This window comes from Paenibacillus tianjinensis (assembly GCF_017086365.1).
GTDB lineage: Bacteria > Bacillota > Bacilli > Paenibacillales > Paenibacillaceae > Paenibacillus_AQ > Paenibacillus_AQ tianjinensis.
In genome coordinates, this window is record NZ_CP070969.1 from 5,328,129 (window position 1) to 5,352,432 (window position 24,304).

Consider the following 24,304-nt stretch of genomic DNA (forward strand, 5'->3'; position numbering starts at 1 on the left):
GTTCTAAAACGCAAATTCGTTTCGGTATCCAGTTTTCAAGGATCAAGGTACTGCTGAGAGCTTAAACTCTCAAAACTGACCAACGAGTGAGTAACAGGCCTAAACCTGAGTTTTGGAAGTTATACTTCCGATTTGAATGTTCTCATTGCAGAGAACGATTCTCCATAGAAAGGAGGTGATCCAGCCGCACCTTCCGATACGGCTACCTTGTTACGACTTCACCCCAATCATCTACCCCACCTTCGGCGGCTGGCCCCCTTGCGGGTTACCCCACCGACTTCGGGTGTTGTAAACTCTCGTGGTGTGACGGGCGGTGTGTACAAGACCCGGGAACGTATTCACCGCGGCATGCTGATCCGCGATTACTAGCAATTCCGACTTCATGCAGGCGAGTTGCAGCCTGCAATCCGAACTGAGACCGGCTTTGCTGGGATTGGCTCCACCTCGCGGCTTCGCTTCCCGTTGTACCGGCCATTGTAGTACGTGTGTAGCCCAGGTCATAAGGGGCATGATGATTTGACGTCATCCCCACCTTCCTCCGGTTTGTCACCGGCAGTCACTCTAGAGTGCCCAGCTTTACCTGCTGGCAACTAAAGTCAAGGGTTGCGCTCGTTGCGGGACTTAACCCAACATCTCACGACACGAGCTGACGACAACCATGCACCACCTGTCTCCTCTGTCCCGAAGGCCGCCTCTATCTCTAGAGGATTCAGAGGGATGTCAAGACCTGGTAAGGTTCTTCGCGTTGCTTCGAATTAAACCACATACTCCACTGCTTGTGCGGGTCCCCGTCAATTCCTTTGAGTTTCAGTCTTGCGACCGTACTCCCCAGGCGGAGTGCTTACTGTGTTAACTTCGGCACCAAGGGTATCGAAACCCCTAACACCTAGCACTCATCGTTTACGGCGTGGACTACCAGGGTATCTAATCCTGTTTGCTCCCCACGCTTTCGCGCCTCAGCGTCAGTTACAGCCCAGAAAGTCGCCTTCGCCACTGGTGTTCCTCCACATATCTACGCATTTCACCGCTACACGTGGAATTCCACTTTCCTCTTCTGTACTCAAGCCATCCAGTTTCCAGTGCGACCCCAGGTTGAGCCCAAGGTTTAAACACCAGACTTAAATAGCCGCCTGCGCGCGCTTTACGCCCAATAATTCCGGACAACGCTTGCCCCCTACGTATTACCGCGGCTGCTGGCACGTAGTTAGCCGGGGCTTTCTTCTCAGGTACCGTCACTCCGGTAGCAGTTACTCTACCGGACGTTCTTCCCTGGCAACAGAGCTTTACGATCCGAAAACCTTCATCACTCACGCGGCGTTGCTCCGTCAGGCTTTCGCCCATTGCGGAAGATTCCCTACTGCTGCCTCCCGTAGGAGTCTGGGCCGTGTCTCAGTCCCAGTGTGGCCGTTCACCCTCTCAGGTCGGCTACGCATCGTCGCCTTGGTGAGCCGTTACCTCACCAACTAGCTAATGCGCCGCAGGCCCATCCCTTAGTAGCAGATTACTCCGCCTTTCATCCTCTTCTCAGGAGAGAAAAGGAATTATCCGGTATTAGCTACCGTTTCCGGTAGTTATCCCAGTCTGAGGGGTAGGTTGCCTACGTGTTACTCACCCGTCCGCCGCTAAGCTTATCCCGAAGGATAAGCTCCGCTCGACTTGCATGTATTAGGCACGCCGCCAGCGTTCGTCCTGAGCCAGGATCAAACTCTCCAAATTGGTATTTAGAAAGAGCGATTGCTCATTTTGAAACATCTGACGAGAATTTGCATTCTCTAATTTTGGATCTCACCGAAGTGATTTCCGATACTCACTCGTTGTTCAGTTTTCAAAGATCAAGTCTTCTACTGTTTAGCCGCAACAAAAGCGACTAGATTAATAATATATCATGTTAATCAAGATAATGCAACTATAAATTTAAACTTTCTCAAAATACGATCCGACTATCCAAACGCGGAAAAGGCGGAAAAGAACGAAAAGACTATTTCTCATAGGAAATAGTCTTTCTCTAATGTAGGAATATATTATTTTAACGGATAAAAGCCTTGCAATACTTCACGCATTTCTTGCTTGATATTAATATCCGGACGTTTTTCTTTAGCCAAAGCTTCTGCCTCTTCCACCGTTGAAGCCAAACCAAGCTCCAGAAGAACTCCCGTAGCTACCGTCCCTGTACGATTCCTTCCACCCGCACAATGGAAATACACGGTTTTCCCGCTATTTACTGCTGCTGTAACCGCCTGGATGGCTGCTTGAACAGAATTCTCCTGGCCGCTCGCATCCTCCACAATCGGAAAATGATGACGCGTTACTTTAGCAGGGAAGCCTTCTGCCTCCGTACCATTATCTCTTAAGTCAAACACATCCGAAATCTCCTGCTCTTGAAGAGCTTCAAGCAGTGCATTTTCTCCGCCAATATATACTTTACCTGGAATCAGTTCATGATAATTTGCCATTATAGTTCTCCCCTACGTCTTTGTTATATCATCAATTACTTTCCGGTTTCCGCAAAATGTTTAATGCGCTCGCCCACTTGGTCACGCACCCGCTGGAAGACAGCCCATTTCTCTTCGTCTGTTCCTTGCGCTTTGGCAGGATCATCGAATCCCCAGTGCTCACGTTTCACCTTCGGCGGCGTAATTGGGCATTTATCTGCGGCGTCTCCGCATAGTGTAATCACGAGATCTGCATTATTAAGCAGCTGGGGATCAATAATATCTGAGGTTTGACCTGTGATATCAATACCCACTTCATTCATAGCCTGTACGGCTTTAGGGTTTAGGCCGTGAGCTTCAATGCCTGCACTGTACACATTCCACTCGTCACTCAGGTATTTCTTAGCCCAGCCTTCAGCCATTTGGCTCCTGCAGGAATTTCCTGTACACAAAAAGTAAATGCTTTTCTTATCCATGATTGATAATCTCCTTTGGTTTTAAAATAGGATCAAGGTTATATATAATCCGAGCAGTGTGATGAAGAGCGTGGGAATCGTCAGAATAATACCTGTTTTGAAATACGTTCCCCAGGATATTTTCACCCCTTTGGTGGACAGCACATGGAGCCACAGCAGGGTTGCCAGTGAACCGATTGGAGTAATCTTCGGACCTAAGTCAGAACCGATGACATTCGCATAAATCAAAGCTTCCTTAATCAGCCCTGACGTATGCGTAGCATCAATAGCTAGAGCATCGATCATCACAGTAGGCAAGTTATTCATTATCGAAGAGAGTACAGCGGCAATAAAGCCCATTCCCAGCGTTGCGGCAAGCAGCCCCTGATCGGAAACAGCCTGAATCACATCAGCAAGGACGTCCGTCAGCCCTACATTGCGCAGCCCGTACACGACGACATACATCCCAATCGAAAAGAACACAATCGCCCAAGGCGCACCCTTCACCACTTCCATCGTGGGAACGTAAGGGCTTCTTCTTGCCATAAGCAGGAAAAAAATTGCGATTACCCCGGCCACCACGGATACCGGAATGTTCAGGAACTCACTAATGAAGTATCCAACCAGCAGAACCGCCAGTACCCACCAGGATAGCTTGAACATTTTCTTATCTTTAATTGCTTCTTGCGGATTTCTCAGCTCAGAGCTGTCAAATTTAACGGGGATGCTTTTTCGGAAAAAGAAGTACAGGACCAGAATACTTGCCCCCAAGGAGAACAAGGTAGGCATTAGCATCCGGCCAGCGTATTCCATAAAGGTAATCCCGAAAAAGTCTGCCGACACGATATTGACCAGATTGCTTACAACCAGCGGCAAAGATGTAGTATCTGCTATGAACCCGCTGGCGATGATGAACGGAAAGACTTTTTTCTCATCAAAATTGAGTGCACGGACCATCGCCAGCACAATCGGAGTTAAGATGAGCGCTGCACCGTCATTGGCAAAAAACGCGGATACAATGGCCCCAAGAATGGCGACATAGACAAACATCCGGGTTCCGTTGCCTCGGGCCGCTATGGCCATATGTAAGGCAGCCCACTCGAAGAAACCAATTTTATCAAGAATCAGTGAAATCAGAATGATTGCAACAAAGGCCAGAGTAGCATTCCACACAATTAAGGTGACATCTTTAACATCGTCAAAGCTCACAACACCTACTAGCAAAGCGATGACCGCCCCGCCGCAGGCCGACCAGCCTATCGACAAATTCCGGGGCTGCCAAATGACAAATATTAAGGTAACAACAAAAATGAAACACGCTAAGAATACCGAAACCAATCCGCTAACCTCCATTAATCACATGAAATTCTTAAACCTTTCTTATCGAGCTCTTCCAATTGATGATCTTGTGAAGGAACAAAGGCTATCAGATTCTGAACCAGTTCATGCTGAACGCTATTAGGATTGACCGAGTAAAAAATCCACTGGCCCTTCCGGTTCTCTTTTACCAGGCCTGCATCTTTTAATTTCCGCAAATGCTGGCTTACCGATGGCTGACTCATCTTAAAAATCTCAACCAGCTCGCATACACAGCATTCCCGCTTTTCCAGAAGCTTCATCATCGTCAGCCTAGTTTTATCACCCAGTAGCTTTAAAATATGCGAGACTTCATCTAACTCATCCATATGTAAGCTCATCTTCAGTCCCCCTTCCACATTATCAGTATATAACTATACACTTATATGAACAAGGGAGAATATCTTCATATATATTTAACTTGCATTTTGCAACTATTATATTTATAACTTAACTATGAGGTGAAGAATACAAATGGAAACACCCCGGGAATTATTTCAAATGATGACCCGACGTTTGGGATTATTAAATAAAAACTGCTGCAGCGTAGGCGGATGTACTCTCTCCACGACCCAGAGCCATCTGCTCTACGAAATCGGCCGGAGCCACAGTCCCTCCATGCAGCAGATCGCTGAAACGCTCGGGACCGACATTACTACTTTTAGCCGGCAGGTACAATCCTTGATCAATATGAATCTGGTCAAAAAAACGCCTGATAAGGCCGATCGAAGAGTCTATACCCTCTCGCTTACCCCCGAAGGAAAAGTCGTCGCTGCAACAATTGATCAACAGATGAATGCGTATCTGAGTGAAGCTTTTTCGAATATGAGTGAATTTGAAGTAGAAACTTTACTGCGGTCCATTAAGCTGTTCAACGAAGCTATGGGGAAATCCAGCAATTGCGGCACACCTGTAAAAGGGTGATTACTCTTGATTTATATTTGCATTTTACAATCTATTAAACATTGGGTCCCGGTGCTGGGTGAAATCAAAGCAAAAAAGTAATTTTCAGGAGGAGATTCATGATGATGGTGACACCTACTGTTCGGCAGGCAACCTTAGAGGATACGGAAAGTATCCTGCGCATCTACAATCAGGGTATCGAGGACCGGATTGCTACACTTGAGACCGAGACGAAAGATTCGTCCTATATGGAAGCATGGTTTCATGATCATCAGGGACGCTTTTGCGTTCTGGTGGCGGAAAAAGAAGGGGAAGTTATTGGTTGGGCCTCCCTTAACCCTTACTCTCACCGCTGCGCCTATAAAGGGGTCGCCGACCTTTCGGTTTACATTGATCGTGACTATCGCGGGCAAGGTGTAGGCAGTTCTCTCTTGGACACCTTAGTAAAAGCAGCAAAAGAACATGAATTTCATAAAATCGTTCTCTTTACCTTCCCTTTCAATCCTGGGGGCCAGCGATTATATCAAAAAATGGGCTACCGGCAGGTTGGTGTGTTTGAAAAACAGGGTGTTATGGATGGAGAATTTATTGATGTTATGATTATGGAGAAATTACTGTAAACTGGCGGAATGCTACGATTGTGTTTGGAAATGGTTTCAGATGTTTGTGCGCCGGTGTCCGGCAATCAGTTCCTCGATTTATCTTCCGGGACCGGGAAGGCTTGCTGCCGATGCGTGAACATAAATCCATCCTCTGGTTCACCCACTTCATAACCTAACACCATTGTTGCTTCCGATTTAAATCTTTCAATCCAAGCATTCCAGTCGCTATTATTCAGCTGTGCATAAAATGATAAGCCACTTGGTTCGACTGATGCCGTAATAAATCTGTCATAATCCTCCTGTCCAAACCAATACGGAACTCCATTGGTATAGCCTATCCATCCAGGCATACGTTCATATAAATCTGCGATTTTATTCCATTCCAACTCGGATAGATAATGCCCTATATTTAAATTGCAGTTATGATAGCTTTTATTAGTCAAGATGTATCTCCTTCGCTCAAATTTGACTATCTACTCTTAGTTATCTGACAAAAATAGTTAACAAAAAAAACAAAGTCAGTCCGATGTACCAAGGCTTTCAGACACATCGGGACTGACTTTTGTTGTGACAAAACTACGTTCCAATTCGGTGCCAATGTGAATTACAACTCACACAGCAGACCCCCTATAAGCGTCCGGCCCCGCGCTGCCGCATTCCTTCGAACAGCAGAATGGTTGCCGCCATCGCCGCGTTCAGTGATTCGGCCCGGCCGGCCATCGGGATGATGATGCTTTTGTCGACGAGCGCTGCCGTTTCCGTTGAGATCCCCTTACCCTCGCTGCCGATCAGCAGCCACTGGCTGCCGCGAAAATCGTGCGTATAGCAGGAGTCCTCTCCGGTCAGCGAAGTGCTGACGAGAAGTGCGCCGTGTTCCCGCGCCTGCGGAAGAACCACACTTAAATCCCCCTCCACTACAGGAAGATGGAACATCGAGCCCATTGTGGAGCGGATGGTCTTAGGGTTATACAGATCCGCGCAGCCCTGGCCGAGAATGACTCCGTCTGCGCCTGCCGCATCCGCGCTGCGGATGATCGTGCCCACGTTGCCCGGATCCTGGACGCCGTCCAGCACAACAACCAGGCTGTCCGGCTTCGCGAGGATACCCTCCATGCCCTGCCGCTCTTTGCGGACAACAGCAAACACCGGCTGCGGGGTATTCGTGCTGCTGCACTTGGCGATGACTGCCGCTGAGACACCAATGACCTCCATACCCTGCACGGCCTGAAGGTGAGCCCTCAGCTCGGACGGCATGCCTTTGTCGAGATCATAGGCCAGGATCTCTACCTCGGCTTCAGCCAGCAGCGCCTCCTGCACGAGGTGAATACCTTCTACGATATATTTGCCGGTCTTGTCGCGGTGCTTCTTCTCCTGCAGCCCGGCCCATTCCTTCACCCGCGTATTTTGCGCAGATATAATTTCCATGAGGTCCTACCTTTCTATTTTACATTCACCCTACTGATAAGCCATTTCCAGCTTCGTCAGATGCTCCTTACGCCCGACGATGACGAGCACATCGCCTTCACTGAGCCGGTCTTCAGCCCGCGGAGAAATGTTCATCTCCTCGCCCCGGCGGATCGCCATGACGTTACAGCCATATTTGGCGCGGATATTCAGCTCCTGGAGATTTTTGCCCAGCATCGGCTTCGGCACTTTCATATCCAGAATGCTGTAATCCGGCGACAGCTCAATATAATCCAGGATGTTCGGCGAAGCCAGATGATGCGCCACCCGCATGCCCATATCCCGTTCGGGATAGATCACTTTGTCCGCACCAATCTTACTTAATACCTTGCCGTGCAGCTCGCTTTTGGCCTTGACCAGAATTGCCGGCACACCAAGATCCTTCAGGATCAGCGTCGTTAGGATGCTGGCTTGGATATCCTCTCCGATTGCCACAACCACAACATCGAAGTTGCGGATGCCCAGCGCGCGCAGCGCTTCCTCATCGGTGGAGTCTGCGGATACGGCATGGGTTACAATACCAGAGATTTCCTGGGTACGCTGCTCATCGGCATCGATCGCCAGTACATCAAATCCCATCCCGCTGAGCGCCTTGGCTACACTTGAGCCGAAACGTCCCATTCCGATGACGGCATATTGTTTTTTGGCCATGTCCGTGTACCTCCCGTAAGCATTTTTCGTTTCAAACAGTATAGCATATGGTTATCTAAACTTGAATTTTCACCGCCCACGCAGGGTACATTAGTACAGGGCGTTTCAGCATACTTACAGAGTAAAACATTGAGGAGGTTAATGATGCCGGTTACCATCGATTTGCGCCAGGCTGTTCTCCATAAAGTGCACGGCCAGTCCGAAGAGGATCTGCGGGCTATGATTGAAGGCTCCGTAGACGGACCTGAAGCTGCGCTTCCAGGACTTGGTGTGATGTTCGAAATGGTCTGGAAAGACCTTGAAAAGGCCAAGCAGGACCGTGTCATTTCTATGCTGCACAGACATCTGGAAGAAATGACTCCCGGATCGATTATGTCCTGAGCAGGCACATACGTACAAAACCTCCGCTACCCGGAATGCGGCTGCACTCCAGGGGGCGGAGGTTTTTCGTTAAGATGGCGGCAGGGATTACATCTCCCGCAGCTTACTGCCGTTTACTCAAGGAGCTGTTTCCAGGAATTTTGCGGTCGGATTCTTCTCCATAGCGGTACGCATCGCGTATTCATTCTCGAACAACACGACATAGTTCCCCTTCTTGTCCGTCACCAGTGTAGAGTTGATGCGGAACTTGGCAGGGTCCGGTTTGTTCTCGTCCACAATCCAGCGTGCGAACTGGTAGCTCATCCGCTGAAGCTGAACGTCCACGCCATATTCGCCCTTCATCCGGTACTCGAAGACTTCGAACTGCAGCTGGCCCACTACGCCCAGCAGAATATCGTCGAAGTTGACCGTACGGAACACCTGAATCATACCTTCCTCCGTCAGCTGGTCAATCCCCTTCTGGAACTGCTTCGATTTCAGTGCATTTTTGATGCTCACTTTGGAGAAAATCTCCGGTGAGAACGTCGGCAGCTCATCAAATTCCATATCACCGGCTTGACTAAGCGTGTCGCCAATCCGGAAAATCCCCGGATCAAACAGCCCGATAATGTCACCCGGATAAGCTTCCTCGACAATGTCGCGGTCCTGCGCCAGGAATTGCTGCGGCTGGGACAGCTTGATATCCTTACCTGCCCGGACATGCTTCACGCTCATGCCGCGCTCGAACTTGCCGGACACAATCCGCAGGAAAGCGATACGGTCGCGGTGTGCCGGGTTCATGTTGGCCTGGATTTTGAACACGTAGCCGGTAAATTTCTCATTGGTCGGTTCAATCGGACCAGCAGTGCTGCGGCGCGGTTCCGGTTTCGGTGCCAGCTCCAGGAAGTTATCGAGGAACGTCTGCACTCCGAAATTATTGATTGCACTGCCGAAGAAGACCGGAGTCAGCTCTCCGCGCAGCACCCTTTCATAGTCAAAAGCATCGCCTGCCACATCCAGCAGCTCCAGGTCCTGGCACAGCTGGTCATGCAGATATTCTCCGGCCATCTCGCGGATAATCGGGTCGCGGTAGCTTTCCACCTTCTGAACCTTGATAACAGAGTGATCGTCACCCTGGAACAGCTCCACCTGATTCTTCATCCGGTCGTATACGCCGCACAGCTCGCGTCCGCTGCCAATCGGCCAGTTCATCGGTACGGAGCGGATGCCGAGTACGTTCTCCAGCTCCTCCATCAGATCAAACGGGCTCTGGCCTTCACGGTCCAGCTTGTTAATGAAGGTAAAGATCGGAATGCCGCGCTTGGCGCAGACCTGGAACAGCTTGATCGTCTGCGCTTCCACACCCTTCGCTACGTCAATCAGCATGACCGCACTGTCCGCCGCCGTTAAGGTACGGTAGGTGTCCTCACTGAAATCTTGGTGACCTGGCGTATCCAGAATGTTCACCCGGTGGCCCAAATAATCAAATTGCATCACAGAGGAAGTGACCGAGATTCCGCGCTGCTTCTCGATTTCCATCCAGTCACTGGTCGCGTGCTTGCTTGCTTTACGGGCCTTGACGGTACCCGCGAGACGGATCGCGCCGCCGAACAGCAGCAGCTTCTCCGTCAGTGTTGTTTTACCCGCATCCGGGTGGGAAATGATCGCAAACGTTCTGCGTTTGTCCACTTCCTGTTGCAGTTTCTGATCTAGTGCCTTATTCATTGCACATATCCCTTCATATATAAATTCATGCTTTACGCGCCAATTGCTGAGGGTTCCATCAAATCGGTCTTCTGCTCATTTGTACAAATCCCTTCATTGGTTGGATTCATTACATTATAATAACTCCACTACCTATTCCGCTTCAAAAAGCATCCTTTAAAGTATAACAAAATCCGGCAGTCGTATCTATTATTTTCAACCTCTGTGCGTAATTATATGCCTTTACAGGCGATATGCAACTAAATAACGGGCCGCTGCACGGTTTATTTTGTTTTTTTGATCCGTTTGATAGGTTTCTGTCTTATTATTCGTATTACATAGCAGGTTTGGATCGGTAACCAAAAGGAGGGCAGAAGCAGGTGACCATAACAGAGGAGAATCTGACAGAGCAAATTAAGAAGCGCAATGAGAAAGCAATCACCTTCATTATTCAAAGGTACGGCGGACTACTCTCCGCGATCATCAAACGTCATGTGCAGTTCAATCAGCAGGAATATGAGGAATGTCTGGATGATGTGCTGCTGGCGGTCTGGTACAATATCGATGCCTTTGACGGGCGTAAAAACACATTCAAACAGTGGATCGCCGCCATCGCAAAATACCGGGCCATCGATTATCAGCGCAGACTCATCAGAACTACGCAGATAACCAGCAATACAGAATATAATGATGCGTTTCACAGCAATCCCCACACTCAGGCGCAGCATGAGTTAACGGATATACTGGCGGGACTGAGCGCTGCTGACCGGGAGCTTTTTGAACAATATTATTTGCAGGGTGTTCCTTCCCGTGAGCTGGCACAGCAATTAAATGTACAAGAGTCCTGGATCCACAACAAGCTGTCATGCGGACGCAAGAAATTAAAGCAGCTGTTCATTTCCAAAAGTGAGGTGTAATTCATGTCCATCTATCATGAGCTGAACGATCTGCAGCTGGACCTTGCCCCGTATGATGAATCCCCTTTAACAGACACGGAGCAGAAAAGGTGGGCAATACGCGTCCTGCATAAATTGCGCAAGCCCTATGCCTTACCCAAACGGGCCGCTGCAGCCGCTGTCTTCGCACTGATTATCGGCCTGACGTTCTCATTCGGGAATATTTCGCTGGCACAGCTGCCGCTTGTCGGCGGATTGATTGAGCGTTTTATCAACAATGAACATCCGCCCGATTACTCCCCCTACAAAACAGCCATTGGTGAAACTGCCGAAAATGAGCTGGGACGGCTCACCCTGAATGAAGTATTAATCGATTCTGACAGGCTGCTTCTAAGCTCGACTTTTGAACCTGCAGAGGGCATGCGCTTTAATTACCAGACTCAGCTTCCGGCACATGTACTCGTTAATGGACAGGAGCTTCAGCTGATCACAGGTTCACAATCCGTGAAAGTGACCGAAGGCCAGTATACCATTTATGGAGATATCCAATTAAGCGCTCTGCCTGAGCAGGACACATTGCAGCTGAAGATTTCTTATGACACACTCAGCGGAGATACGCGACTAACATTAGACAATCCGTGGCTATTTGATGTAACCGTATCTGCTGAACAAATTGCCAAGGATATACAAACTATAGACATGGACCAAACCATAACGCTTAACAACGGCAACAAGATTCAGATTAATAAGATAGTACTTTCCCCGGTTTCGACCTTACTGTACTATACTGCTGCAGATGCAGCGACATTTGAGGACACGGTTATCTTCAAACTGGTCTCCCCCTTCGGTGGTGAAATCCCTTCCCGGGAAAGTTATGATTCCGGCGAAGCAGGCGAACTCTCCTATGTCCGGTACGGGCCCGTTGATTTAGCACAAGGCACGTATTCCATCGTTCCCATAGCCCTATTCGACAATAGGCAGGAAGTGGGCCCACCGGTGCAGATCAAGTAAGCCACTTTGTCAAAATCAATACTTTCCCGGCCTGTGTTCCTTCACAACCTGCGCAGGAAGACCGCAAATAAGCTCCCCCTACATCATCTGCAGGGGGAGCTTATTATATAACTCCATTATAGAGTGCGCTGTTAGCTGTTAACGCTCCATACCACATTGTCTTCATCCTGTCCGTTCACCGGCCACCAGTGGAAGCCCTCCTGGGCCAGCAGCTGATCCGCTTCAACCGGTCCCCACGAACCTGCAGGGTATGAGGCCAGATCACTGCTCTCTTCCTTCCAGGCTTTGGCGATCCGGTCGACGAACGACCAGGCCGACGATACTTCATCCCAGCGGGTGAAATAGGTGGAGTCGCCGCGTGCTGCATCATGAAGTAGGCGTTCGTAAGCTTCCGGCGAGTTGATGCCGACCATACAGCTCTGGCAGAAATCCATCGCCAGCGGCTGGATTTCAGACTCCGAGCCCGGCTTCTTGGCGTTGATCTTCACGTAGATGCCTTCCATCGGATTCACGCGGATGACGAGCAAGTTCGGCTCAAGATTATGCTTTTGGCCCAAATACACATTGGTCGGCATGCCCTTGAACTCCACAACCACTTCCGTCGTCTTCACAGGGAGACGTTTGCCGGTACGAATATAGAACGGAACTCCCGCCCAGCGGAAATTGTCTACAAAAATACGCGCCGCAAAGTACGTTTCTGTGTTGGATTCAGGGTCTACCTTATCCTCCTGGCGGTAAGCCGGAAGGCTCTTGCCTTTGTACAAGCCTTGGGTGTATTGCCCGCGCACTACATTCTCACGTACCTCTTCGGAGGAAGCGTAAGGACGCAGCGAACGCAGCACCTTCACCTTCTCATCACGGATATCTTCAGCCAGCAGACGGCTTGGCGGCTCCATTGCGATCATCGTCAGCAGCTGCAAAATATGGTTCTGGCCCATATCGCGAAGTGCTCCGGCATGATCGTAATACCCGCCGCGCTCTTCCACCCCTACGGTTTCACCGAGAGTGATCTGAATGTTGGCGATATGCTTATTGTTCCATAGCGGTTCAAAGAATGCATTGGCAAAACGGATCACTTCGATGTTCTGCACCATTTCCTTGCCCAGATAGTGGTCGATCCGGTAGATCTCCTCTTCCTTGAACACCTGGCGGATCTGCTCGTTGAGCTGCTCCGCAGATTCCAGGTTGTAGCCGAACGGCTTCTCGATCACCAGACGGTTCCAGCCTGAGCCCTGCAGCATGCCGCCGGCTTTGAGGTTATACGAGACGCTTCCGAACAGCTCGGGAGCCAGAGCCAGATAGAACATCCGGTTACCCGGAATATGGAACTTCTCTTCGAGCACTTCCGTCTGTGCATTCAGCTCACGGAAGCCGTCGATATTATTAATGTCCAGCGATTTGTATTCAAAATGCTGTACGAACTCATTCCATTCCGCAGCATCTCCCGCCTGGTAGCGGCAGAACTCACGAATGGACTCCTTCACATCGTCCCGGAATTCCTCCTGGGTACGGGGACGCCGAGCCACGCCAATTACCGCAAAATCATGTGTCAGCTTGCCTTCACGGTACAAACTATAAATCGCCGGGAAAAGCTTACGCCGGGCTAGATCTCCGGTTGCCCCAAAAATAAAGAATACAGCACCGGGTGTATGCAGTGCATCAAGGGTTTGATTTTCAGCCATGGCTCCTCATCTCTCTGTATGTAATATAGTTGACAATCATTCTCAGCGCCGGTCGAAACATAAAATACGCATACGGCGTGATGTCATTTTATCATATCTGCAGTAAGGATGCTATCACATTCCTGACAGTTTTTCTCGGGATTTCGCAAATTTCCATTACTCTTTCTTATCCCTTTACATACTCCAGCTTATACTCCGGGATAAGGGTAGGCCACTGCCAGCCATATTCTATTATAACGTTACGCAAAAAGCTCCGCAAACGCGGAGCCGGTGTACGAAGCTTTTTGCTGAAATTTGCTGATTATTAATATTTTGCGGAATCAATACTCAATGGTAATCAGCGGCAAACCGATTGTCACACGATTGCTGTTGTCATTGCCGTTCTTATGTACGGCTGCCTGCAGAGCTACCTTATGATCTCCGCTATTCACAAACCGGTTCAGCCCCGGAACATTATAAGACCGGCTGTAGGTCGTATCATCCTCATAATCTTCCACCGCTTTCAGCCCGGATAACCGCCCGGAAATCGTTCCTTCAATTCCGGCAAGTGCTTCACGGGGGGAGTCCTGCAGTGACGCTACACCTTGAAGTGAAGCATTCCACTCCGGCGTAATGCCAGCCGCCTGCATCAGTGTCCCCGCTTCTTGTGCTACTTTCTGCAAAGCCACAGCTTTCAGCAGATCCTCTGTTTCAACGGTCACAATCACATAGCTGCTGCCATGACCCAGCACACTCCAGAACATCGATATCTTACTATACAAATCCGGAGAGCCGGAGGCTCTGTAAGTAGCATGTCCATCTTCTTCGCTAGACTCCGCCTTGCCGAGTCCGAGCTGTGCAGCCAGCAGGTCAGCGTCCCTAACAGTATCCACAGCACTCCCGCTGTATTCTCCCTGCCATTTCAGGACAAGCCGCAGCGGAGACCCTGCTGCCGTTACTTCCTGTCCTACAGCTGCCAGGAGTTCCAGCGACTGCGGCAACGCAGCAGGGTCGGATGAAGCGGGAGCGGCCGCTGACGCGGTTGCACTTCCCTGGTCTGCACCGCTGCGGAACCCGGCCAGCAAGAGCACCAGCATACACATGCAAAGAATCAGCAGCATCAGTTTACTCTTCCCTTGTCCCCGGTTCCCCAGTCCCATACGGCATCTCCCTCTCATCCAATCTAGCAATCTACTAGACAGGATAACCAACTTTGAGAGGGGATATACACCAGAGACCAGAATCCCAATACTCAGGAGCATCCAGCTAAATTCCGGAAAGTTCTTCTTCCGTAAACTTATATTCAGAGAAAACCGACTTGAGGTCCAGAGGCTCGAAGGTCAAAGAATAGAACCCTGCCGCAAGCGCCTTTTCATCACAATGAAAGCTGTACACTTCTGTATACTGCTCAGACTGTTTTATTTTATAGCTCATCGTATATATGTTATCCATTTTGCTGATTTTCAGAAAGAAGGGATTATCCAGGAAAACCTCATCATACATTAGATCGTTCAATACACCGAGATGCTCGATTTGCAAGGACTGTCCCTGGTTCGTTCCAAATAGCAACTTAGTGCCATTGCCGAATTTCAGCATAAGCCCGCTTTTGAAATATCGTCCGACCGAAGCATTGATCTGAACTTTCGCTTCCAGATTGCAATTTTTATGTTCGCCAACAGCCATAAGCGCTTGAGGTGCATTATCGTAAGCAATGCTGCTGAGATTCAGCTTCTCGCTCGTATGAATTAATATAATTTGATCTTGCTGAATTAGGATTTCCGCATTCTTTTCATTGATTGGAGTGAATGGCGAACTATAGGTGTCTGCAGTACTGAATTCTCCGCTCCCCTCAACAGCTCCAGACAATACGCCGATTAGTTGAGATCTAAAGCAGTCCTCCTTACCAATTAAGGCCTCTATTGAGGAATCGACATCCGCAAAATCCAGTTTATGCTTCAGTGTCTTATAAATCAGCTTGGACTTTACCTGTCCCCATTCTACATCCAGTTGTTCACGACTGGCCCGTAAGCTGTCCACCTCCGGTTTTTCAGCGCCGGCTTGCTCTATGAACGAAAAAATCAGCTGATAATAGACTGATCTCATATTCATAACGAGAAATGTCGATTCCAGCAGCCTCGATGTATTATCGGTATATCCGTAAGCCCTAATCACCCGGATAATCTCCCGTTCAGGATACTTCACTGCCGCTTGCCCGGCTTCCACTTCCCTAAGATGAACCAGATGGTCCTTGAGAGCATCCTCCATACTCAGACCACATGTGCTGTTCCCGTGATCAGAAACCGTCCAGAAATACATTGTCCCTTCCTGTTTGGCAAAGGTGTGGGCATAGCCCGCCAGGGTATCGTAGAGCATACTGAACGGAATGGTGAAATCCTTGTATAGGGCATTCGTCCCCCCGTCAATTTGCAGCGAATCGAGCACATAGCAAATATCCCTGAGCTGGTCGTAGCCCTTAATCAGAAAGAAATGTTGATGATGTTTCGCCTTATACCAATTGTCATAGTAAATGGTGTATAAATCTCCGGGGACAAGCACGCGCGCATTCCTGTCAATCTGCTCAATAATCCTTCGTCTAAAATCGGCCTCGTCAACAACAGTGTGCGTCTGAATGTCCAGCAGGAACCGTTTCTTCAGATAACCTTCATAATATTCAAAAAAGGATTCCAGCAAATCCTCCATGCTCATCGGCACCTCCTGAAACCAGGATTCAGCCATATACGTGCTGTAGTAGGTCACATACATCAAAAAAAGGCTATTGTACCGCTGCTGAAAGGAACCAAATATCATTCCGAGCGGCTTATAAAAGCAGTTCAGCTGCTTCCAAGAAAAACGATCATCATTGGGAAGCAGCTGGTCAATGATTCTGACATATCTGCTGTTAAGCGCCTGCGGAATAACCTTCATCCGGTTGTCTATGGCCACATCGAGCTCCGTCACATCGAGTTTTCGATCCATTCTTCACTTTGCCCCCTTTGATTTGGGTAAGCTGTATTCTCCGTTAAATTATGAATCCACTTTTTGGACAAGAAACGGGGCACCCCGATAATCAGCTTTGCAAATTCCTCCGACATAATGAAAATGTACACCCAGTAAATGGGCAGATGCAGCCGGTAAACCGCAATATAAGCCATTGGGATGCCGACTGCCCACATGGCTGCACTATTTTGCACAAGCGTAAAGACTGTATCTCCTCCGGCGTTCAGTACACCCTGAATCAGTATCATATTGACAACTTTTACGCAGAGGAAACAAGACATGAGGAGCAGCAGCGTTCTGGCCGCCATGTGTGCCTCAGCTGACATGCTGTAGAGGGTAAGAACCGGTCCTGAGAGCAAGTAGATGCAAGCCCCCACAATTAGAGAGCCGGTAAAAGCGAGCCATATGAAACTTCGCGAATAACTGAGCACCTTGTCCTTGTGTCCCGCGCCGATTCTGTTTCCAATCAGTACATTGCAGGCTCCCGAGAGACCGGTGAACACTACAAAAGCGATCTGTTCCACCGTACCCGCCACACTATAGGCAGCTACTGCCTGAGTACCTATATGGGCATACGATATGTTGTAAAAGTTCAGGCCTAACGACCAAAATGTTATCCCTAAAACAAGGGGGATCGTCGTTATAAAATACTTTCTTACAAACCCTGAACCAACCGAAAAGAAATCCCTGATCCTTTTAAAGACGAGCGGTATCTTAAAAATATAAACTGAACTGACAATTAATCCGAACTCTACCAGCCTTGAGACCAGCGTGGCGATAGCGCTTCCCTTCAGCCCGAGCGCAGGAAACCCCAAATTCCCAAAGATTAGCAAATAATTAAGCAGTGTATTCAGACTTAACGCAAACACACTGACAAACATTGGCAGCTTGGCATTCCCTATGCTCCTCAACACCGCCGAATAGCAGAAGGTAATGGAGGTAGCCACGAAACTGAAGCCGATGAGCCTTAAAAAGATCCTGCCCTGTTCAATAACCTCCGGATCATTGGTGTATATGGACAGGATGCGGCCGGGAAAGAAAATGGACGCAAAGGAAAATAACAGGCTGACGGATAAACTGAGCAGCAATGAAAAGCCAAGGACAGACCGTACATGATGTACCTCCTTCTTTCCCCAAAATTGCGCGGCGAATATAGATGCCCCGGTGCTGATTCCGTTAAGCAGACAGATGTAAATAAAGGTGAAGTTGCTGGACAGCCCTACGGAGGCGATTGAGGTCTCTCCTAGCCGTCCCACCATAATCACATCAATGAAATTCAAAGACGACGTGGCCAGCTGTTGAATGATAATGGGCAGGGCAATGACAAAGATGCTTCTCCTAAACTCTTTATCTCTAAATCCCAAATTGTCTCCTCCGTTCAACTTGAGTGTTCCGTTTCATGCAGGCAGCCGGAGTTCCACTCCGGAGATAAATCATTGTCTATCTTCAATAGATTCATGATTTTGAACACCATAAAATCAATGATATCGTCCAGCGATTGCGGCTTGGAGTAAAACGCCGGCGCAGCAAAACAGACATCCAGCCCTTCAAGGCACAGTTCGTATAATTGCTTCAGTGTCCCTGCCGACACTGGCGTTTCCCGGGGGACCAGAATGACTTGCCGCCTCTCCTTCCGGGCAACCGCAGCGGTCCGTGCGATCAGATTGTGGGCAAGGTTCGAATGAATCATCCCTATGGTGTTAACAGAGCAAGGAACCACTACCAGAGCATCATAGTGAAAGGAACCGCTCGCAGGTGAAGCGCCGATATTGTCATTGTCAAAGATTCCGTCAGCAGCGAACAGCACCTGTCTGATATAGCGCCTGTCCGCTACTTCATGCTTCATAGTGATCACAGCCGCCTGTGACATAATGACATAGACCCTGCAGCTCCGCTTCTTCAATTGTTCAATCAGATGCAAGGCATACAATGCACCGGAAGCGCCCGTAACCGCCACAATGATCTTTTTATCACACATATTGAACTCCTAAACCGTAATAGTCATCCGGCAAGCCGATCTGTCCGTCATGGAATCTCAGGCCTGAAAAGTGATCATTCCCGATAAAACTGGCCCCGTCCAGATCCGCATATTTGAATTTCGCGGAAATCTGATAAGCATAAGCAATCGAGAGGCTGGATTCCAGGAAGCATCCCAGCAGCAAATCCAGTTGCCCTTCGACAGCATCGATAAGACTCAGACTTTTCAGCAGTCCGCCCATCTTGATAATTTTAATATTCACCCCGTCAATAAATGGCAGGTACCGGTGCAGCTCCGCTTCCGACGTAACCGACTCATCCAAAAAGACTGGGACCTCCAGTTTCAGATCCGCAATCTTCCGGGCAATATCAATCGAGCTGACGGCGACAGGCTCCTCCACAAACAGGATGGATTCATGCGCCAGCCTGTCACGATGAGTGGCGAGTTCCTCCAGCGTCCAGCCCCGGTTCATATCGATAATATATTTCTGCCCTGGGTTTCCTTCGTTCCGGATATAATCCAACAGTGCAAGGTCATCTTTTCCCCCCAATTTCAGCTTGACGAGGGGTAACTGAATATCTGTAAGAGCTCCTACTGCCCCTCTTTCGCAGATGGGCAGAGTTACCGCCGATTCCCTCGGCCTAGGACATTCCACCTGCAGGAGCGACCAGGCAGGCTTTTTCAGAAGCTTGCCCACATAATCCAGAAGCAGCATTTCGAAGCCGCAGACGACACATTTTAGATAAGGGCCTTCGCTCAATGTACAAACAAAGGCCACGAGCTGCTCCCTATCCTCAATGCGGATAATGGCGGATGAGTGGTGCTCGATAATATAGCTTATTTGCCGCTCAGCGATAGCATAATTCTCATTAAAAAAAGGCAGGGGGGCCACTTCTCCAAATGCTGATACGCCCCTCGCGTGTATGCTTAATAACAGATGATCCAGCTTGGTGAACACGGAATGACTAATTCTGAACGGCTGCTTTAATTGCAGCGGCATCGGCTGGCAGCGTATGCTCATCTGTACTCCTCTAAAATATCAATAAATTTGTCACACCCGAATACCAGCGGGGCAAATACAGGAATGCGGTGCTTTAATTCCATTTGATAAATCATTTCCCGGACCTCCTCGGGATGCAGATCCTTGGCAAACAGCGATATGCCGAGAACCCTGCAACCTCTTTGATAATTAGCCAGCCGCTCCACAAGTTCGATCTGCTCTTCCAGCGCCGGAATACTTTTATCATAGTAAGCCAGTTTAGGTCTGGACACGTCATGGGCAAAGACAATCAGGTTAGGTGCAGAACCATGCAGCAGGCCAAGTGTTACGCCCGAATAAGCCGGGTGCAGAATGGATCCTTGGCCTTCTACAAAAATAAAGTCATGCTCTGTGGCCGATTGGCAGACAAAATGTTCAATCGCCCCGGCCATAAAATCTGATACAACCGCATCAATGGCAAATCCCTTGCCTGCAATGTACATTCCGGTTTGCCCGGTTGGAATAAAGTCAGAACGAAGCCCCCGGTCTAGCGAAGCGTTGTAAAGCTCCAAGGCGGTGGTCATTTTCCCGCTGGCGCAATCCGATCCGACGGTCAAAATAACATTGTTGTTCAGCGCCCCTGCTTGTCCCTTGGCTACTTCCTCGTACCGGCCGGCATACCGCAGGTCAATCATTTGGCCGGGCTGGGCATACCTCAATAACTGGTTCATCTCATTGAGCTTATGATGCAGCCCGCTGATTACGCGGATTCCTGCCTGAAGCGCCTGAATAATAATTCCTATCCAGTCTGGGGGCAGCTGCCCCCCCGGGGGGGCAACACCTACCAGGAGCTCCTCCAAATCATAAGCCGACGCTCCGCTGAAATCCGCTACCACCGGGATGTCCTTGTCCACATAGGGCACAATGCTCTTCACATTCCCGCCGGCGTGCTTAGCGTCGATAACAACAGCAATGTCATTACGGTACCTCATCACTCCATGGGCCATCTTGGCCTGTAAGGTGTCCAGTTCGCCGCCAGTCAGAATGGCTATTCTTTTATTTGAAGGCATAGTCAGCCCTCCTGAAATGCTCCTTCATCCGGTAGGGAACCGTGCAATCGAACACCGTCTTATATGTCGATCCGATCTCGGTGTTATAGGAAGAGAACTCCGGCCTTTGTGAAGGATCGAGAGGATGCCCATCCAAATTCGGAATGGAAATGATAGAGTGGTTGCCCTGGAATCTCGTAGATAATGCCCACAGCACTTCTCTTTCGTCAAAGATATCCACATCATCATCCAGCAGAAACACATTCTTCAGTTCATGAAACGCAGTAAACGCGGCCACTCCGGCCTGCCTCGTCTTGGCGTCATCGCGGGGCTCGGATTTGCTGAACTGAAGATGCGCCAGCAATTTCCCCCCGCCGCTTGCACTGCAGTAGCAGTTCAATATGTTGCCGGTTATCGATTCTTTGATGCTCTTGTACAAGCTGGCCTCGGTGGGAATGCCGCATAAATTGGACATTTCCGCCCCAGGACCTACAATGGTCTGATATATAGGCCGGTTACGGTACGTAATTGCCGTTACTTTGACAAGCGGAAGCTTACTTTGGGCCGCGCCGATATATCCCAGAAACTCCGGCAGAGAGTCGCCGTCGTGCTTGCGCGGATTCTCCTGCACTTCTTCCGGCAGCACAAAACCTTCAATTACGATTTCAGAGAACGCAATGCATTTCGCCCCGTTGCTGAACGCCCTGGCTACCTTTACCCCTTTTTTGCGGATGGCACCTGCTATATTCAGCTCGTTGAAGCCCAAAGGACAAGCCGGGTAAGAGAAACCTGCCGCGATATAAATAGCCGGATCAAGGCCAATATTGATTGTAACCGGTAGCGGCTTATTCCGTTTTTTCGCCTTCTCGTAAAAGTGGCCGATATGTCTGCCCGGAACAAAATAAATGGACATCGTATCCTCGGATTGAAGGCATAGGCGATGTATCGTTACATCCTCCTCTCCAGTTTCCGGATCTTGGGCGTACACCAGACCCGTTGTAATGTATGGCCCTGCGCTTTCAGGAGTATAGGTAAGCACAGGCAGCTGTTGATACAAGTTGATGTTTTGGGTAATGATATTTTCCTGTGAAGGAGGAGAATCGATCAATTCCGGCTCATAACGGTCATGAATCATCCCGGCCAGTTCACGGCCAATGGAATGTGGTCCTACTCCCAGAAGTTCGGCACAAGCTTCTCTTGAGTTGAGCAACCCGATAAGCACCGGCATCGAGTGTCCCTTTACACGATTATAAATTACAGGATGGCCGTAAGCCGGTTGGTGTTTGTTCGGAATACCGGACCCGTAATAGGCGTAATGATTGGGAATCTCGCAGCAGGTATCCATCTCTTTGTCCATAACTTCAATGGCATGCCCTTTGTGATTCAGGAAAGAAAGGGCGGTGCGCAAATCATATACCTCATCTGAACGCATAATAACCCCCTCTTTGCTTAAGCGTATTTAATCTCAATTCCATGGGATTTGATCAGTTCACCGGCAAGCGGAGTAATTACACACCCTTTGGAAACAAACGCCACCTTCTGGCCCTTGTCAATCAGCTCTCTCACTTTGCTCTCTGTCAGTAAGTTGTACAGATTGGGATTCCCTTTGTCCTGCTCTATGCCGCCGGCGGTTTTAGGAGAAGCGCCGGCGCTGTCAATGGTGTGTCCAGACTGGAAGCTGTCCGCCGGGGACTGGGACTCGAAATTGCGGTTCCACCAGGCTTCAAACGGGTTATTGGCCTGAACGCCGGCATTCAGTGGCGGCTGGGGCGGCAACGCTGCTCCTTTTTCCGTTTCCGGCCGGACGGTGTGTGCGAGCTTCCGCAAGGATTCATGAATGTTTGTATCAGGACTTTCGGAATCCTCCATCTTTCCGGCGTTGAACTTCTCATATCCCGCGAGATCGAAAAAGCCATGCCCGGTTAGACAGAATACAATTGTTTTGCCGGAATTCCGGTTTTCCAGAGCGACATCGATTGCCGCTTTTACACTGTGCGCCGATTCAGGCGCCGGAACATAACCTTCCAGCTTGGCGAATAATCTCGCCGCCCCGTAAATATCCAGCTGGGAATATGCACGGGCTTCGGCGTGCCCGTCTGCGATGAACTTGCTGACCAACGGCGACAGACCATGGTAGCGCAAGCCTCCGGAATGGATAACGGGAGCTGAGAATTCATGCCCCAGCGTATACATTTTGCTGAGCGGGGTCAATCTGGCTGTATCACCATAATCATACGTATAGATTCCTTTGGTTACAGTAGGCACAGCGTTGGACTCCACCGCGATAAAATGCAAGTCACGGTTTCTCTCCAGCTTCTCGCGCAGGAAAGGAAAACAAATTCCCGCAAAGCTGCTGCCTCCGCCAATGCAGCTGATAATATAGTTAGGCGTGATCTGCAAGGAATTCAGCTGATTCTTAAGCTCATTGCCGATGATGGTTTGATGCAGGCAGACAAAATTCATCGAGCTCCCCAAGGTGTATACCGTATTCCGGTCGGAAGACGCATACTCCACCGCTTCAGCGATGGCAATCCCCAGACTGCCCTGTGAATCCGGATCATTCTTGCGGATCTGGCGGCCGAACTCCGTCAGATTTGAAGGACTGCTGTGCACTTTGGAGCCGTAGGTTTGCATAAGAATCCGCCGTTGCGGTTTGGAATCAAAGCTGTTTTTCACCATAAACACATTGCAATTCAGATCAAAAAAGCTGGACGCCATACTCATTGCGCTGCCCCACTGCCCTGCTCCGGTTTCAGCAACAACGTTGGTAAAGCCGCACTTTTTGCTGAAATAAGCCTGCGCGATGGCTGAGTTCGCTTTATGGCTGCCGATTGGCGAGACGCCTTCATATTTGTAGAAGATTTTACAGTTTGTATCCAAATACTTCTCCAGATTCCGTGCTCTGATCAAAGGGCTCGGTCTCCACATCGCATAATAATCCAGAAGCTCCGGGGGAATGGGGATGTTTACGTCTTTCCTGTTGATTTCCTGCTCCGCCAACAGCTCGGGAAAAATATTAGACAGCGAATGGACATTAACCGGCTGATGTGTTGTGGAATCCAGATGCGGCACGTAAAACTCCGGATAATCGGCCATGATATTGTACCAATGGGTGGGGATGTCGCTTTTTTGACTATATGAATGATTTCTGTTCATAGCTCCTCCTACACGAGTGGCCCGGGATGCTGGACAACCCGAACCGCTTCTGGGATTGTGTAATTACGACTCTTCCTTAACATGTTGAATGTTGAATCTCTTCTCGACTTCTTCATGCGGTCTAGGAATCACATGGGCACTGATCAACTCGCCACATTTAACCGCTGCTTCGGCGCCGGCATCAATCGCTGCTTTGACCGCCGCTACGTCACCTCTGAGAATGACCGTCACAAAGGCGGAGCCGATCTTCTCCACTTTGATAATATTTACCGAAGCTGCCTTTACTGCGGCATCTGCGGCATTGATCGCCGCCGTCAATCCTTTGGTTTCCAACAATCCAATAGCATTCATACTGTAATCCTCCTAGAATATTTTTGGGTCTATCGTATTGACTGTATCCACAATTCCAACAATGGCGGCGTCTGCCGGTGTCTTTTCCTGAAAGACATGCTGCGCCTGACTGCCCTTCACAACTAGCACACAGTCGCCGATACCGGCCCCGACCAGATCAAGGGCAACGAATACTTCGCGGTTCTTCCCTAATTTCGGGTGCAGAGACTCAATCAGAAACAGCTTGTACTTGTCGAGCTCCTTCTTTTTCATCGTAGACACCACGTTCCCCACAACTCTACCTAGTATCATCGCTTGAG

General features: G+C 49.4%; 24 protein-coding genes and 1 rRNA gene. 5 read left to right on the top strand and 20 right to left on the bottom strand.

Annotation, left to right across the window (positions count from 1 at the left end; genetic code table 11):
• Positions 1–168 precede the first annotated feature (168 nt).
• From JRJ22_RS24675 to JRJ22_RS24695, 5 genes are all read right to left on the bottom strand, one after another.
• Positions 169–1,716: ribosomal RNA gene (locus tag JRJ22_RS24675) — 16S ribosomal RNA — on the bottom strand.
• Between the two features lie 305 nt (positions 1,717–2,021).
• Positions 2,022–2,453, bottom strand: a complete 432-nt coding sequence (locus JRJ22_RS24680; protein WP_206101952.1) for a protein-tyrosine phosphatase family protein — start codon at positions 2,451–2,453, stop codon at positions 2,022–2,024.
• 35 nt (positions 2,454–2,488) lie between these two features.
• Positions 2,489–2,908, bottom strand: coding sequence for an arsenate reductase (thioredoxin) (gene arsC, locus JRJ22_RS24685; RefSeq protein WP_206101953.1), 420 nt, complete (start codon positions 2,906–2,908; stop codon positions 2,489–2,491).
• Positions 2,909–2,929: 21 nt separating this feature from the next.
• Entirely contained in the window at positions 2,930–4,240 is a 1,311-nt protein-coding gene (locus JRJ22_RS24690; protein ID WP_206101954.1) for an arsenic transporter, read from the bottom strand.
• Positions 4,240–4,584 carry an ArsR/SmtB family transcription factor gene (locus JRJ22_RS24695; RefSeq protein WP_206101955.1) on the bottom strand — a complete coding sequence of 115 codons (345 nt, stop codon included), beginning with the start codon at positions 4,582–4,584 and terminating at the stop codon, positions 4,240–4,242. Before JRJ22_RS24695 ends, JRJ22_RS24690 begins: the two co-directional genes overlap by 1 nt.
• 133 nt (positions 4,585–4,717) lie before the next feature.
• Between JRJ22_RS24695 and JRJ22_RS24700 the strand changes: the two genes are divergently transcribed.
• Positions 4,718–5,167, top strand: coding sequence for a MarR family winged helix-turn-helix transcriptional regulator (locus JRJ22_RS24700; RefSeq protein WP_206101956.1), 450 nt, complete (start codon positions 4,718–4,720; stop codon positions 5,165–5,167).
• Between the two features lie 104 nt (positions 5,168–5,271).
• Positions 5,272–5,766: an arsinothricin resistance N-acetyltransferase ArsN1 family A gene (locus JRJ22_RS24705; protein WP_206105292.1), complete on the top strand. Its 495-nt coding sequence runs from the start codon at positions 5,272–5,274 to the stop codon at positions 5,764–5,766.
• A gap of 65 nt (positions 5,767–5,831) precedes the next feature.
• Here JRJ22_RS24705 and JRJ22_RS24710 read toward each other — a convergent pair whose 3' ends face one another.
• From JRJ22_RS24710 to JRJ22_RS24720, 3 genes are all read right to left on the bottom strand, one after another.
• Entirely contained in the window at positions 5,832–6,191 is a 360-nt protein-coding gene (locus JRJ22_RS24710; protein ID WP_206101957.1) for a type 2 periplasmic-binding domain-containing protein, read from the bottom strand.
• Between the two features lie 184 nt (positions 6,192–6,375).
• A complete protein-coding gene (locus tag JRJ22_RS24715; protein ID WP_206101958.1) occupies positions 6,376–7,173 on the bottom strand; it encodes a TrmH family RNA methyltransferase in 798 nt (265 codons plus the stop codon).
• 30 nt (positions 7,174–7,203) lie between these two features.
• Entirely contained in the window at positions 7,204–7,863 is a 660-nt protein-coding gene (locus tag JRJ22_RS24720; RefSeq protein ID WP_054943882.1) for a potassium channel family protein, read from the bottom strand.
• A gap of 144 nt (positions 7,864–8,007) precedes the next feature.
• On the opposite strand from JRJ22_RS24720, the gene JRJ22_RS24725 reads away from it, so the two are divergent.
• Entirely contained in the window at positions 8,008–8,244 is a 237-nt protein-coding gene (locus tag JRJ22_RS24725; protein ID WP_206105293.1) for a small acid-soluble spore protein SspI, read from the top strand.
• 117 nt (positions 8,245–8,361) lie between these two features.
• Here JRJ22_RS24725 and JRJ22_RS24730 read toward each other — a convergent pair whose 3' ends face one another.
• Positions 8,362–9,948 (bottom strand): peptide chain release factor 3, encoded by a 1,587-nt coding sequence (locus JRJ22_RS24730; protein ID WP_206101959.1) that lies wholly within the window; start codon positions 9,946–9,948, stop codon positions 8,362–8,364.
• Between the two features lie 359 nt (positions 9,949–10,307).
• Here JRJ22_RS24730 and JRJ22_RS24735 point away from each other — a divergent pair, with 359 nt between their 5' ends.
• The gene (locus JRJ22_RS24735; protein WP_206101960.1) at positions 10,308–10,844 is read left to right on the top strand and encodes a sigma-70 family RNA polymerase sigma factor; all 537 of its coding nucleotides are present in this window, start codon (positions 10,308–10,310) and stop codon (positions 10,842–10,844) included.
• Positions 10,845–10,847: 3 nt separating this feature from the next.
• Positions 10,848–11,834: a DUF4179 domain-containing protein gene (locus tag JRJ22_RS24740; RefSeq protein ID WP_206101961.1), complete on the top strand. Its 987-nt coding sequence runs from the start codon at positions 10,848–10,850 to the stop codon at positions 11,832–11,834.
• A gap of 131 nt (positions 11,835–11,965) precedes the next feature.
• Here JRJ22_RS24740 and zwf read toward each other — a convergent pair whose 3' ends face one another.
• The 11 genes from zwf to JRJ22_RS24795 form a co-directional block, all read right to left on the bottom strand.
• Positions 11,966–13,516 (bottom strand): glucose-6-phosphate dehydrogenase, encoded by a 1,551-nt coding sequence (gene zwf / locus JRJ22_RS24745; protein WP_206101962.1) that lies wholly within the window; start codon positions 13,514–13,516, stop codon positions 11,966–11,968.
• Between the two features lie 320 nt (positions 13,517–13,836).
• Positions 13,837–14,655 carry a YwmB family TATA-box binding protein gene (locus JRJ22_RS24750; protein WP_206101963.1) on the bottom strand — a complete coding sequence of 273 codons (819 nt, stop codon included), beginning with the start codon at positions 14,653–14,655 and terminating at the stop codon, positions 13,837–13,839.
• A gap of 106 nt (positions 14,656–14,761) precedes the next feature.
• Positions 14,762–16,471, bottom strand: coding sequence for a cysteine peptidase family C39 domain-containing protein (locus JRJ22_RS24755; protein ID WP_206101964.1), 1,710 nt, complete (start codon positions 16,469–16,471; stop codon positions 14,762–14,764).
• Positions 16,450–17,856, bottom strand: coding sequence for an MATE family efflux transporter (locus tag JRJ22_RS24760; protein WP_206101965.1), 1,407 nt, complete (start codon positions 17,854–17,856; stop codon positions 16,450–16,452). The genes JRJ22_RS24755 and JRJ22_RS24760 overlap by 22 nt, the downstream gene beginning before the upstream one ends.
• 14 nt (positions 17,857–17,870) lie before the next feature.
• Complete coding sequence (locus JRJ22_RS24765) at positions 17,871–18,470, bottom strand: UbiX family flavin prenyltransferase (RefSeq protein WP_206101966.1); 600 nt, start codon at positions 18,468–18,470, stop codon at positions 17,871–17,873.
• Positions 18,463–19,491, bottom strand: coding sequence for an enolase C-terminal domain-like protein (locus JRJ22_RS24770; RefSeq protein ID WP_206101967.1), 1,029 nt, complete (start codon positions 19,489–19,491; stop codon positions 18,463–18,465). Before JRJ22_RS24770 ends, JRJ22_RS24765 begins: the two co-directional genes overlap by 8 nt.
• Complete coding sequence (locus tag JRJ22_RS24775) at positions 19,488–20,519, bottom strand: N-acetyltransferase DgcN family protein (RefSeq protein WP_206101968.1); 1,032 nt, start codon at positions 20,517–20,519, stop codon at positions 19,488–19,490. Before JRJ22_RS24775 ends, JRJ22_RS24770 begins: the two co-directional genes overlap by 4 nt.
• On the bottom strand, positions 20,506–21,930 hold the full coding sequence (locus JRJ22_RS24780; protein WP_206101969.1) for a UbiD family decarboxylase: 1,425 nt from the start codon (positions 21,928–21,930) through the stop codon (positions 20,506–20,508). Before JRJ22_RS24780 ends, JRJ22_RS24775 begins: the two co-directional genes overlap by 14 nt.
• Before the next feature lie 17 nt (positions 21,931–21,947).
• A complete protein-coding gene (locus tag JRJ22_RS24785; RefSeq protein WP_206101970.1) occupies positions 21,948–23,654 on the bottom strand; it encodes a TrpB-like pyridoxal phosphate-dependent enzyme in 1,707 nt (568 codons plus the stop codon).
• Between the two features lie 63 nt (positions 23,655–23,717).
• On the bottom strand, positions 23,718–24,005 hold the full coding sequence (locus JRJ22_RS24790) for a BMC domain-containing protein (protein ID WP_076112590.1): 288 nt from the start codon (positions 24,003–24,005) through the stop codon (positions 23,718–23,720).
• 12 nt (positions 24,006–24,017) lie between these two features.
• Complete coding sequence (locus tag JRJ22_RS24795) at positions 24,018–24,296, bottom strand: EutN/CcmL family microcompartment protein (RefSeq protein WP_206101971.1); 279 nt, start codon at positions 24,294–24,296, stop codon at positions 24,018–24,020.
• Between the last annotated feature and the right edge of the window lie 8 nt (positions 24,297–24,304).